Source organism: Paenibacillus sp. CAU 1782, assembly GCF_054551715.1.
The window spans coordinates 1,815,616-1,828,490 of record NZ_JBTOLL010000001.1; the positions used below are offsets into that span (position 1 = coordinate 1,815,616).

12 protein-coding genes are annotated in these 12,875 nt (G+C 53.4%); 7 read left to right on the forward strand and 5 right to left on the reverse strand.

Features of this window, described 5'->3' with window-relative positions:
- Positions 1-33: 33 nt before the first annotated feature.
- The 4 genes from ACX93W_RS08570 to ACX93W_RS08585 form a co-directional block, all read right to left on the reverse strand.
- Positions 34-711: an ABC transporter ATP-binding protein gene (locus ACX93W_RS08570; RefSeq protein WP_459391873.1), complete on the reverse strand. Its 678-nt coding sequence runs from the start codon at positions 709-711 to the stop codon at positions 34-36.
- Positions 711-1,823: an ABC transporter permease gene (locus ACX93W_RS08575; RefSeq protein WP_459391874.1), complete on the reverse strand. Its 1,113-nt coding sequence runs from the start codon at positions 1,821-1,823 to the stop codon at positions 711-713. The genes ACX93W_RS08570 and ACX93W_RS08575 overlap by 1 nt, the downstream gene beginning before the upstream one ends.
- An 87-nt stretch (positions 1,824-1,910) precedes the next feature.
- On the reverse strand, positions 1,911-3,302 hold the full coding sequence (locus ACX93W_RS08580; protein WP_459391875.1) for a sensor histidine kinase: 1,392 nt from the start codon (positions 3,300-3,302) through the stop codon (positions 1,911-1,913).
- Positions 3,299-3,976, reverse strand: coding sequence for a response regulator transcription factor (locus ACX93W_RS08585; protein WP_459391876.1), 678 nt, complete (start codon positions 3,974-3,976; stop codon positions 3,299-3,301). Before ACX93W_RS08585 ends, ACX93W_RS08580 begins: the two co-directional genes overlap by 4 nt.
- Positions 3,977-4,276: 300 nt before the next feature.
- Between ACX93W_RS08585 and ACX93W_RS08590 the strand changes: the two genes are divergently transcribed.
- From ACX93W_RS08590 to ACX93W_RS08615, 6 genes are all read left to right on the forward strand, one after another.
- A complete protein-coding gene (locus ACX93W_RS08590; protein WP_459391877.1) occupies positions 4,277-4,978 on the forward strand; it encodes a response regulator transcription factor in 702 nt (233 codons plus the stop codon).
- Positions 4,962-6,506 carry a sensor histidine kinase gene (locus ACX93W_RS08595; protein WP_459391878.1) on the forward strand — a complete coding sequence of 515 codons (1,545 nt, stop codon included), beginning with the start codon at positions 4,962-4,964 and terminating at the stop codon, positions 6,504-6,506. Before ACX93W_RS08590 ends, ACX93W_RS08595 begins: the two co-directional genes overlap by 17 nt.
- 126 nt (positions 6,507-6,632) lie before the next feature.
- Complete coding sequence (locus ACX93W_RS08600; protein ID WP_459391879.1) at positions 6,633-8,366, forward strand: efflux RND transporter periplasmic adaptor subunit; 1,734 nt, start codon at positions 6,633-6,635, stop codon at positions 8,364-8,366.
- The gene (locus tag ACX93W_RS08605) at positions 8,363-9,070 is read left to right on the forward strand and encodes an ABC transporter ATP-binding protein (RefSeq protein WP_459391880.1); all 708 of its coding nucleotides are present in this window, start codon (positions 8,363-8,365) and stop codon (positions 9,068-9,070) included. Before ACX93W_RS08600 ends, ACX93W_RS08605 begins: the two co-directional genes overlap by 4 nt.
- A 4-nt stretch (positions 9,071-9,074) precedes the next feature.
- Positions 9,075-10,247 carry an ABC transporter permease gene (locus ACX93W_RS08610; RefSeq protein WP_459391881.1) on the forward strand — a complete coding sequence of 391 codons (1,173 nt, stop codon included), beginning with the start codon at positions 9,075-9,077 and terminating at the stop codon, positions 10,245-10,247.
- 22 nt (positions 10,248-10,269) lie between these two features.
- Positions 10,270-10,881 carry an RNA polymerase sigma factor gene (locus tag ACX93W_RS08615; protein ID WP_459391882.1) on the forward strand — a complete coding sequence of 204 codons (612 nt, stop codon included), beginning with the start codon at positions 10,270-10,272 and terminating at the stop codon, positions 10,879-10,881.
- Here the strand turns inward: ACX93W_RS08615 and ACX93W_RS08620 are convergent.
- Positions 10,833-11,603 carry a TspO/MBR family protein gene (locus ACX93W_RS08620; RefSeq protein WP_459391883.1) on the reverse strand — a complete coding sequence of 257 codons (771 nt, stop codon included), beginning with the start codon at positions 11,601-11,603 and terminating at the stop codon, positions 10,833-10,835. The genes ACX93W_RS08615 and ACX93W_RS08620 overlap by 49 nt on opposite strands.
- A 308-nt stretch (positions 11,604-11,911) precedes the next feature.
- On the opposite strand from ACX93W_RS08620, the gene ACX93W_RS08625 reads away from it, so the two are divergent.
- Positions 11,912-12,046: a hypothetical protein gene (locus ACX93W_RS08625; protein ID WP_459391884.1), complete on the forward strand. Its 135-nt coding sequence runs from the start codon at positions 11,912-11,914 to the stop codon at positions 12,044-12,046.
- Positions 12,047-12,875: the final 829 nt, after the last annotated feature.

Here is a 12,875-nt window from a genome sequence, read left to right on the forward strand (position 1 = left end):
TGCGAAACAGAAGGCGCCCACTAAGGGACTAAATCAGCGAAGCCGCAGCTTGCCTTGGAACACTTCATAAACCTTGTCGCAGTGATGAAGCACGCTTTCGTCATGCGTAACAAGCACTGCGGCTTTATTGCGGGAATGCGCTTCGCGTTTGATCAGCGCGATAATTTCATTGCTGCGCGACGCGTCCAGCGCCGCCGTTGGCTCATCCGCCAGAATCAGGTCCGGCTCATTCATGAATGCGCGCGCTATGGCGACACGCTGCTTCTCGCCGCCCGACAAATGCTGAATGCGGCGATTGTGGCGCTGCGACATGCCCATTGCCTCCAACAGCTCGTCCGCCCTTCGGCGGGCACTGTCGTTCCAGCTTCCCGCCAGCTCGGCCACCAGCTTAAGCTGGTCCCTCACCTTCAGAAACGGCACCAGATTAGATGCCTGAAAAATATAGCCGATGGAAGTCAAACGCACGCGCGCTTTTTCGGAATCGCTTAACCCGCCAAGGGATTTCCCATTCACGATAACGTCGCCTTCATCCGGTGTCAGCAGCGCCCCCGCAATGGACAGCATCGTGCTTTTGCCGGAGCCTGACGGGCCTACGATCGCAACAAACTCACCCCGGTCTACCTTGAAATCCAGCTCCCTTAAAATATCTGCTCTCGCTTCGCCGTCCAAAAAGAATTTTGTTACCTTGCGCAGTTCTAACGGCCGGTTCATCAGTCAGCCCTCCCCATTGCTTGCAGCGGATCGGCTTTCACAATGCCCGCCCCGGATAAACCGGCTCCAAGAAGCGCAATCCCCAGCATAATGCAGCTGTATTGCGTAATAAGTCCAACATCCAATACAAACGGCATGCCCTCCGGCATCAGCACCTTCAACAAGGCCGCAAAGCCGATGGCTAGTCCGATGCTCACGAGCGACAGCGCAATTACCTGAAGCACGGTCGACAGTATCAGAAAGCGGTTTGTTGCTCCGATGGCCTTCAGAATGCCAAACTGGTTGCTTTTTTGAATCGTCATAATGTAAAAGAACGCTCCTAACACAAAAACAACAATAACGAGCAGAAAAGCGATCATCATGCCCAGCGAGCTTTGCTCGGCCTTATAACCCGGTATTTTGGCGATGACATCGTCTTTGGAGACAAGTACGCCGGAAGGAATCAGAGCTTCCACGTTGCCGTCGCCGCTCTGGCCTTGCCATGCCACGGCATTATAATAAATAGCACCGCCGGGCAGCATGCTTTCCCATGCTGCGGTATCAATAAACAGCACCGGCGCATGGCTGTAGGAATACCCTTGCACAAATCCGTTTACCACATAACGGGTATCACTCTTGGAGTCATACAGCACATCGCCGATGGCGACCCCTTCATCCTTCAGAGTAACATCCGCGAGGGCGCCAAATGGCTGGACAGTATCTACCGGACCATCGCCGTCAAGCACCGCAGGCACCAAGCCGCTGCCTTCCATGGCCTTGGGCATCAGAAATCCTCCGGCATTCATCGCAACGATGGCCACGTCCGCTCTGGCGTCGCGGCCGGTAATTTCCATCGACTTCATCTGCAGCCCCACCACTTCCCCGCCATTCTGCTGAAGCTCAGCCACATTTAGCCCTACAAGCTGGGAACGATCCAAACGCTGCTCGGAATCATCGCTGACATAAAAGCTCTCTGCGTTCATGTTCACCATAGCCGAGGAGTTATCCGAGGCCAAACCATGGGCGAGTCCGCTTATAATAAACACCAGCGACGCCAGAAAAAACAAAATAAATCCGATTAACAAATACCGCAGCTTAAAAAATGACATTTCCTTAATGGATAAAGACAACATGCCGTTTTACCTCCTGCATTAAGCTTGATGCACTCACTATACAGGGGTTTTATGAATGGATCATGAACGTATTTTTCCAAAATAAGGCTACTCTTTTGCCAACTCCTTGGGCAGAGCAACGGTAAAGCGGGAGCCTTTGCCGGGTTCGCTAGTTGCCCGTATGGAGCCGCCATGCATGCTTAAGGCCGATTGGACAATGGACAACCCCAAGCCGCTGCCGGGAACCGACTGCGTACGGGAAGAGTCGCCCCGGTAAAACCGCTCGAAAATGCGTGGCAGCTGCTCCTGGCTCATCCCGATGCCGGTATCGCTCACCGAAATCTCTATTTCGCTTCCGCTATCCCTTAGCTCGATATCAATGCTGCCGCCCTTTTTATTGTATTTGATTGCATTGGTCAGCAAATTTTCAAAAACGGTATACAGCAGGTTGGAATCGCCTTGAATCACGGTATCCGGCACGGCGCAGCCCAGCGTAATTTCCCGCTCCATCATTCTCCAGCGATGCTGGCGGACAATTGTGCGAATTTGCTTGCCAATGTCAAACGGCTCGGGCCTCATCAGGCGGCGGGTATCGCTTATGGATTGCAGCAGCAGAAGCTGCTTTGTCAATGAGGACAGCCGCTCGATTTCATCATGGACCACGCCGATGTAATGCTGCTTATCCTCCTGCGAAAGCTCTTCCTTGCCCAGCAAGCCGCTGTAGCCTTTGATCAGCGACAGGGGCGACTGGATATCATGCGACACATTGCTTATGAACTCCTTGCGCATTTCCTCCTCGTGGCCCAACCGCTCCGCCATTCGGGAGAAGCTGGACGCCAGCTTGCCGATTTCGTCCTTGCGGCCCCGGTCAAGCTTGACATCGTAATGACCGGAGGCGACCTGCTCCGTTGCGGCCGTCAACCTGCCCAGCGGCTTGACCAAATATTTGGTGCCCGCCAGCACAAACACAACGCTAAGAAAAACGGTGCAGCCAAACAGAACGGCAAACAATACATGCATCTCATTAAACAGCTTTTTGATGTCGGGACGCATAAACAACGCGTATGTTGCGCCATCGCGTTCAACGGGAACGCCAATCGTATTGCGAAGCTCATTGGCAAAAAAGCCGGTCACAAACGTGCTTTCGGGATAATCCCGCATGCCATGGTAAATCTCCCCTTGCAAAACGGTTGCCAGCGCTCCCTCCGGCAAAAGCGCTTCGCGGAACGGCGAGCCGTAATAAGCACCGCTTCCATCGCCGCTAACCGTATAAAGCTGGTAACCAAGCGCTGCTACGCTTTCAAAATAAGACTCCAAAGTCAGCTCGGGATGATCCTTTGCAAATTGCGCAATGCCTAGCGCCACAGCTGTATTTTTGCCGTCATTCAGCGGCTTCAGCTTCTGTTGGTAATAAAGATTGGAGCCAATAAAAGACAGCAGAAAGCTGCCCATCATGATCAGGACAGTAACAACCGCAAATTTGGCGTATAAAGTCCTCATTCCTCCACCTCCAGCATATAGCCGATGCCGCGAAGCGTACGTATTTGAGCATTGCGAAGCAGTCCTTTAAAGTGCTCGCGCAGCCTTTTGACATGTACGTCCACTGTTCTGTCATCTCCCTGAAACTCCAGGCCCCAAACCTGCTGAATCAACTGCTCGCGGCTAAGCACTTGATTGACATTGTCTGCCAGGCAGCAAAGCAGGTCATATTCCTTGGGCGGAAGAAAAAAAAGCTTGCCTTCGATTTCCACCTCGAACGTTTGCCGATTGATCAGCATGTTGCCGAAGCTAGCCGTATTTATCGTTTTTTCTCCATAATACCGGCGCAGCAAAGCTTGTACCCGAAACAGCAGCTCCAGAGGCTCAAAAGGCTTCACCAGGTAATCATCCGTGCCCGCCGAATAGCCCTGCGCCTTATCTTCAATCTGGTCTTTCGCCGTCAGCAGAAGCACGGGGATATCGTATTGCTTCCTTATTTCTCTGGTCAGGGAAAAGCCGTCGACAAAAGGCATCATCACATCCACAACAGCCAAATCGCATTTTTTCTTCTGCAGGACGCGCAGCGCCTCCGCGCCATCCCTGGCCGTCGCAACGCCGTAGCCCTTCTCCAGCAAATGAGTCTCCACAAGCTGCAAATGCCGGATGTCGTCATCGGCGATCAAAATCGTGGACACGTTTCTTCCTCCTTCAGCCCCTCGCGCGGCGTAGTTGCATTCAATTGCTAACCAGTTCATACATGATTATCCCCAGTATGGACTACCGGATCAGGTTGGCGCAAGGGAAGCAGTGGCGACAGCCTGCCTTGCTTTGGGAGCGAGCGTTTCAGCACTAAGGGCTTCCTCATGCAAAATCCGCAAATATCCCAGGTTCATCCCTTGCCGTTTTCGTTTGCAAAACTTTGGGCAAGCTTTCAGGTTCATTTTAGGTTCGGCGTTTATACTGGAATCATTATGCCCAATGAAAGGTTGATAAGAATGAAAGCTGCCAAGCTGCTCATTGTCGAGGATGATCTCCACATAAGCGAAATCGTGACCCTATATGCGGAAAAAGCAGGGCATCAGGTGATCGCCGCCTACGACGGCATTGAAGGACTGGTCCGATTTTACGACGAAAGCCCCGACCTGATTATTCTGGATTTGATGCTGCCCGAAATGGAGGGCTGGTCGCTTTGCAGAGAGGTTCGCAAGCATGGAGGTACGCCCGTTATTATTTTGAGCGCCAAAACCGAGCCTTACGACAAAATGAAAGGGTTTGAGCTGGGAGCCGACGATTATGTCGTCAAGCCGTTTGACCCGCAGGAGCTGATGGCCCGCATCATGGCCGTATTGCGCAGAGCATCGCCGGATGTGCCATACCTCAATATCGTCCAATTGAATAATCTGACGATAGACATGAATCAATATCTGGTGCTTTTTCCCGATGCCACCATTACGCTGCCCCCGAAAGAGCTGGAGCTTCTCTACTTTTTCTGCCGCTATCCAAACCGCCTGTTTACGCGCCAGCAGCTGCTGGAGCAGGTATGGGGCTATGAATATGAAGGAGATCACCGAACCGTGGACGTCCATATCAAAAGAATTCGCGAAAAGCTGCGCGCCCGCAGCTCCAACTGGTCCATTACGACCAAACGCGGCATCGGCTACAAGCTGGAGGAGGTCTCCGGTGAAGTCATTAGCTGACCGCATTCGGAGCGGCGTCTATAGACCGACTATTTTCGTCAAGCTGATCCTGCTCTATATAGCTATTACGCTGGTTTCATTTCTATTGATCAGCGCTATCTCCAGCTTTATGTTTCAACAGCGGCTGCAAGGCGACGTTTATCGAAACGTTGCGTTTATGCAGAGCAATATTATCCGTTATATCGACAATGCCCATGCCTACGGATGGGATCGCGACACGCTTTTGGCTTCCATCGCTTTATCCACCATCCATCGGGATTCCGTTCATCTTGTTTACAACGCCAAGGGCGAGCTGCTGTACCAGATCGGCAGTTCCGGGGGGCCAGGCGGCGAACCGGCGCTTTCATCCTCGGGCGCCAGTTCCGTTATTGCAAAAGACAACTTGGCAAGACCCCGCCCCCTCAGGCCGGAAAGGGCTGTTATTTCGGACAAGGATATTGGCCTAGTCGAGCAATCTCTCATTCAGGAGGCATTGGGAGGCCATGCCCAAAGCGTCGAGGTTACGGGCAGCGGAGGCGATCGCCTTCTTCTGTATGCTTCGCCAATCAATCTGGGGGGTGATGGAGATGAAAAAGTGATCGTAACGCTGTTTGGAGGATACCAACGCAGCATCATGCTGTTTACGGGGCCTTCGATGCTCAGCCTGCTGTTCGCCTTCCCGGTTGCCGCCATCATGTTCTACTATTTCTCCAGACGATTGACCAAGCCGCTAAAAGCCATGAACCGGACCGCGCTTCGATTCGCCAAGGGAGACTTTCAGGATCGGGTCGCCGTACCGGGCCGCGATGAGGTCGGCCAGCTTGGCCATACGCTTAATTATATGGCGGACGAGCTATCGTCGCTTGACCGGATGCGGCAGGAATTTCTCGCCAATGTATCCCATGACATGCGCGCTCCGCTTGCCTCCATTAACGGCTTTGCCGCCGCGCTAATCGACGGAACCATACCGGAGGCGCGGAAGCCGCATTATTTGAACATGATCCGGGAATCCTCCCTGCGCATGATGAAGCTGGTCGAGGATTTGCTGGACGTAGCGCGGATCGAGGGCAACCAGTTTCCCGTAGAACCCGCTCCCTTCAACTTGCATGAGAGGATTCGACAGACGGCAGCCCACCTGGAGCCGCTGCTTCTGCACTATCAAATACCGCTGCAGGTGGACAGTCCCGAGCAGGATATCTGGGTTGTTGCCGATTCGTACCGGATCGATCAGGTATTGACCAATTTGCTGCATAACGCCATCTACCATTCGCCGCCAAACGGCGAAATCAGTGTGTCTTGCCTTTTGAACACATCCAATGAAGCCGTTGTTTCCGTTTGTGATCAGGGCAGCGGCATGTCCCCGGAACAGATACAGCATATGTGGGACCGCTTCTACAAGGGCGACAAAGCGAGACGGGCGCGCGCAGGAACGGGGATCGGCCTCTCTATCGTCAAGCATATTCTGGACAAACACGGCAGCAAAGTCCAAGTGATCAGCAGCCCCGGCCAAGGCACCACGGTTACTTTTACACTGGATACGTTCAACTAATAATCTTCTTCGATCCACCCACTTTTAAATGCCTTTAAGTATCCGTTCACCATCCGTTCATACAGCGATGCTACAATCGTGACAGACGGGCGCGCCGTTACCATCGGAAAGGGTGAACAGGACTTTATGAAGTGGCGTTTATGGTTGAAAATTGGTTTGTCGGGAATTATATTGGCCGCATTGACAATAGGCGGCTGGTACGGGTACGCCTATTATTCGGCCGAAGATGCCCCTATTATGGCCGCCCAGGCCACCACAACGGTAACAAAAGGCGAGTTGTCCGTAAAAATCAGCGGAACCGGAAGCATCAGCACAACCCAGCAGCAAACCGTTACAGCGGGGGCAAACGGAGTTATCGCTTCGGTATATGCAGAGGAAGGCGCTGTCATACATAAGGGGGATCTATTGTTCACGTTGGAAGGAGCCGATGTGGCAAATCAGATCCGCAGCAAGGAATTGGATCTGCAAAAGGCAAATCTGACGCTTGAAGAGCTCCAGCTCAAATACAAGGAAGCCGAGGACGACAGCCGTTCTTCCATAACGGTTGATTTGAAAAAACAGCAGCTTGCCATTCAAACAGCAGTTGAGGAGCTGGAGGAGCTCCGCGAGTCTCAAGCGGAAACTTCTATCATTTCCTCCATCGATGGAAAAGTCGGCGCCATTAACGTGGAGGCCGGAAGTTCGGTGACACCGGCAACCGCCTTGACCGAAATTGTCAATTACGATCAGCTTCAATTAAAGGTAGCGATTGACGAATTGGATATTTCCAGCGTGGAAATCGGCCAAACGGCTGAGATTATGGTGGAGGCTTTTTCCGGTGATGTTTTTGCCGGGAAGGTTACTGCGATAGCCGATCAGGGCACCGCAAGCAACGGCGTTGCATCCTTCGATGTTACGATTACGCTGGACGAACCCGGCAGCATCAAAGCGGGCATGTCCGCTGAAGCCAGCATTCTGGTCCAGCAAAAAAGCGATGTGCTTCTCCTGCCGATTGATGCGGTTCAATCGGTGAATAACCGCTACTTCGTGCTGGTGCCGGAATCTGCCGATGCAGCCGCCTCCGAGTCGCAGCAGCAAGGCCGACCGGGGAGCAACGGAGCCGCGCAAAGCAGCGGCGACAATAATCAGGCCGATTCTAGCGGCATTCCTTCCGCTCAAGGCGAATCACCGGATACCACCGGGACTAGCCAAAGCGGAGAACGTCCCGCAATGGGACAAGCGCAAACAGACGGCGAAGCCGGCCAAAGCGGCGGACGTCCCGCAATGGGGCAAGCGCCAACAGACAGCGAAGCAGGTCAAGACAGCGAACGTCCTGCAATGGGGCAGGCACCCGCAAACGGAGAGACTGGCCAAAACGGCAGCTTCCCCGCAATGGGCGAAGCGCCTTCCGACGGCTCAGCTAGCCAAGGCGGCATAAACGGCAACCCCCGCGCGATGGGCGAAGGCTGGACGGGAAGCGGAGCAGGAGCCGAAGCCGGTTCCTCAGGCTTCCGCGAGACACGCCAGGGAATGCAGGGAACTGCCGGTCAAGCAAGGAGCGGATCTGCAACGGGCTCCGGAAGCCGGATGGTGTTTATCGAAACAGGCATTAACAATGAGGATTACATTGAAATTGTGTCCGGGCTGGCAGAAGGCGATGTCGTCATCGTGCCAACCGTAACGACCGGAACATCAAACAGCTCTCAAAACCAATTCCCAGGCGGCATGGGAGAAGGCGGCTTTTCGTTCCCGGGCGCTAACGGCGGACAAGGCGGCGCGACTGGCGGCTTCGGCGGCGGTGGCGGTTTTAGTGGTGGAGGCTTTAGCGGCGGCGGTGGCGGACAAGCAGGCGGAGGGCAAAGCGGCGGTGGCCGGCCATGACCAGCCAATTAACTCAACAAGCCGGACAGCCGTTGATCGTAATCGAAGGCTTGATCAAAACGTATAAGATGGGCGGCGAAACGCTTTATGCCCTGAACGATATTTCGTTGCGCATCCGTCGCGGAGAATTTCTCTGCATCATCGGTCCATCCGGCTCGGGCAAGTCAACGCTTATGAATATGCTGGGCTGCCTGGACTCCCCAAGCGCAGGCAGCTATCGCCTGGATGGCGAAGAAATCAGCAAGCTCGGCGACAACCGCCTGGCTCATATCCGCAACAGCAAAATCGGATTTATTTTTCAAAACTTTAATTTATTGCCCAAACTTACCGCCCTGCAAAACGTGGAGCTTCCGCTTGTTTATCGGGGGATATCTTCCGGCAAACGGAAGGAACTGGCGCTGGCCGCCCTGGACAAGGTCGGATTAAGGGACCGTTCCGGACATCGTCCCTCCGAGCTATCCGGCGGTCAACAGCAGCGCGTCGCCATCGCCCGCGCATTGGCCGGCGATCCCCCCATCCTGCTTGCGGATGAACCAACTGGAGCTTTGGATACAAAAACCGGAGCCGAGGTGATGGAAATGGTCAAATCGCTGAACAATGCGGGCCATACCATTATTCTCATTACGCATGACCCCGCCGTGGCGAAGCAAGCCGGACGGGTCGTTACGATTCAGGACGGCCGGATTTCGGAACAGGGGGCTTGATCAAATGAACGTTGGACAAGGAATCAAAATGGCGTTCAGCAGCATTTGGGCCAATAAAATGCGCTCCATATTGACTATGCTTGGCATTATTATCGGGGTGACGGCCGTCATCGCTTTAGTTGCGCTGGGCAAAGGCACAACCAAACAAGTGACCGAGCAGGTTCAGGGGCTGGGCTCTACGCTGCTAACGGTCAATATTACGGGCCGCGGCTCCGCTACAACGCTGGATTACAATGATGCCGTGGCGTTAACCGATATGGAGGGCATCGCTTCGGCTGCTCCGGTCAATACTCAGAGCGCAACCGTCAAGTTCGGGAGGGACAGCGCCTCTGTTAATGTCATCGGCACAAACAGCAGCTATCTGGACGTTCAGAGCTATGCCCTTGCTTCGGGACGTTTTATCGGTCAAATCGATTTGGACTTGAAGCAGAAGGTTGCCGTTATCGGCTCCGCCACTGCGGAAGAATTGTTTGGGCTGGACGACCCCGTGGGGCAATATCTGCTTATCAACGGAATCCGCCATAAAATCGTGGGGCTTCTCGCCGAAAAAGGGGACTCCAGCACAGGCTCTAACGATGAGCTGGTCATTGTGCCGCTAACAACCGCAGAGCGGGTGTTTCGCTCTCTGGGCGTAAGGACTATTTATGTGCAGGTAGACAGCGAGGAGCAAATCGATACCGTAAGCGGCTTGCTGGAGCAGGAGCTGGCGAGCCATTTCCGAGGCAACACCAATAGCTACCGGCTATTCAGCCAGCAGGATTTGCTCGCCACCGTCACCTCCGTTTCGGATACGCTAACGGTCGCTCTTGGCGGCATTGCAGCCATTTCCTTAATCGTCGGCGGCATCGGCATTATGAATATCATGCTTGTGTCCGTGACGGAAAGAACCCGCGAAATCGGGATTCGCAAAGCGATCGGGGCAAAAAAGAGAGACATCTTGTTTCAATTTCTCATTGAAGCCATCGTATTAAGCGGAAGCGGCGGGCTGCTAGGCGTCGCGTTTGGTTATGGCGTTTCCCAGCTGGTATCCCGCACCATGAGCATGGATGTCGTTTATTCGTTGGACGTTACGCTGCTTGCAGTTGGTTTCTCTATTGGCATCGGCATCGTATTCGGCATTTTTCCTGCGAATAAAGCAGCTCGCTTAAAGCCGATCGAAGCGCTGCGTTTTGACTGACCCTGTTTGGGCAAGGTGGTGAATGAAATTGTGGTTTGAAGACCTTGTTCTGCCGCATATGACCAGTCTCTCGCGATATTGCCGGAGCCTGACGGACTCGAGCTGGGACGCGGAGGATCTGCAGCAGGAGGTGCTGCTGCGCGTATATATTTATTTGAATGCCCGCTCTGACCAGCCGCCTCAATATATGTCCTCTTTTCTGAAAAGGGCGGCGCGCAACATCTGGATCGACAAGCATAGAAGGCGGCGCGGCCGCGATTACGATTTGACCGAGGACGATTTGACCTATCTTCCCTATCGGGAGCTGGAATATATCCATGTCCGTTCCATCATAGAAACGATGGCGGAGCGGCTGTCATCGCCACAGGTTGAGCTAGTTCTGCTTGCCGATCATTATGGTTACGCCGTGCCGGATATTGCGGTGATGACGGGAAAAAGCATCCCTTCTATTCGTTCTGGCCTGCATCGGGCCAGGCACAGGTTATACAGCGCCGACAGGGATGATAAAAAAAGGGCAGCCGGAGGCCGGAAGCATGCAGCGGGCGAACTGGAGCATTGGTCTCGCCTGCTGCTCTACAGCCGTCCCTATCGCCGCTTCCGCCCGGCGTGCAGTTGCGCCACCAGCAGGATATAAAGACAATACAGAAGCAGCAGGGCTGCTAAAGCCAAGGCGCTATAATAGACCGGAGCGGTGTCTTTATGCTCGACTCCGATTGCGATATAAGCCCATACAAATACAAGCGGATACCAGACGTTTCGGTACCGGTAACTTGCCAATACAGCAAGCAGCGTACCGACGCAAAGTATAATAACGGCCCAGGAGGCCTCGCTCAGCCCCCAGCCGCTCCAGTTGTTTTTTTTCAGCACAATGCTGACGTTTACAATGGTGGCGACCGAAATCCAGCCTAAATAAATGCTGAAGGGCAGGCAAACCAGCAATCGTTCCCCCGCTGACGGGGACAAAATATGCATAACCGTCCAGTAAATAAAAATAAGAGAAATCAGCAATACAATCATGGCGGCAAGGGACAGCTCGATTTGCTGGGCATGCCACAACAGCAGCCATGCCATATTGCCGACGCAGCTGACGATAAACGGCAGCCCAATGGCGCGGGACCAGCCGGAACCGGCGGCAGTCCGCCCGAACTGGTACACGATAAAACCTCCAAGCAAAACGTAGATCAGCGACCAGATGGAAAATGCGTAGCCTGCAGGCGTAAGCAGCGTGTAGTAACGATCGGAGAGCTCTTTTGTGGTAATCCCCCCTAGCGGCAGCGCAACGGATAACGCGTTAACGACTAGGACGCCGATATAAAACAAAAGGTTTAGCCAACGATAGGGATTAGGCGCGGTCATAGATCATGCCTCCTTTAGGACAATGTTTACTATGAATATACCCGCTTTGTCCGGAATAGAGACTTATTTCAAAAAATATTTCCAAAGCTGCCGCAAGAAGCTGCCAAATTGATTGGCTTGGCGTAATATCGGCTTGATGCCAAGCCTTTCCACGAGCCTGGCAATCGGGACTGGTTGCAGACTTGCGATGAGGACTGACGATGCGTCTGGTTGCAGACTTGCGATGAGGACCGACGATAAGACTGGTTGCGGACTTGCGATGAGGACTGACGATGCGACTGGTTGCGGACTTGCGATGAGGACCGACGATGCGTCTGGTTGCAGACTTGCGAGGAGAACCGACGATGAGACTGGTTGCAGACTTGCGAGGAGAACCGACGATGAGACTGGTTGCAGACTTGCGAGGAGGACCGACGATGAGACTGATTGCGGACTTGCGATGAGGACTGACGATGCGACTGGTTGCGGACTTGCGATGAGGACCGACGATGCGTCTGGTTGCAGACTTGCGAGGAGGACCGACGATGCGACTGGTTGCGGACTTGCGAGGAGGACCGACGATGCGACTGGTTGCAGACTGGCGATGAGGACCGACGATGCGTCTGGTTGCAGACTTGCGAGGAGGACCGACGATAAGACTGGTTGCGGACTTGCGAAACTTTTTTCTTAGTGTTTTGTTGCATGCCTGAGGATTGGGTTTATTGCAAGTCCCAGCGCACAGGAAAGCTCCCTTCGGCTTGGACGCATAAGCGCCGGGCTAAAGGGAGCTTTTTTGATTTTTCAGAACGAAAAAGGTTACCGTCTTGCTCGCAGAAGCTTTTAATGGACAAAAGTGGCCATTAGAGCCCGTTTAAGCTAACAGTAGTACCTGTAACGGTCACAACCGTCCATTATAGCTTAAATAAACGGAAAAACATCTTTTTTGAGAGGCTAATGGACAGAAATGTCCGTTACAAACTGGATTTTGCGAAAAATCGCCGCTAATGGACAGATCTGTCCATTACATGTGAAAAGGAACCGTTCGTTACGGTATAAACCCGGCCCATACCGGAACCTTTCGGTTTACGTTTCCGCCAAGGTAGTCACCCAAACACTTCGGAACCTTTCAGTGAAAGTTTCCGCCAAGGTAGTCACCCAAACACTTCGAAACCTTTCGGTGAAAGTTTCCGCCAAGGTAGTCACCCAAACACTTTGAAACCTTTCGGTGAAAGTTTCCGCCAAGATAGTCACCCAAACACTTCGGAACCTTTCGGTGAAAGTTTCCGCCAAGGC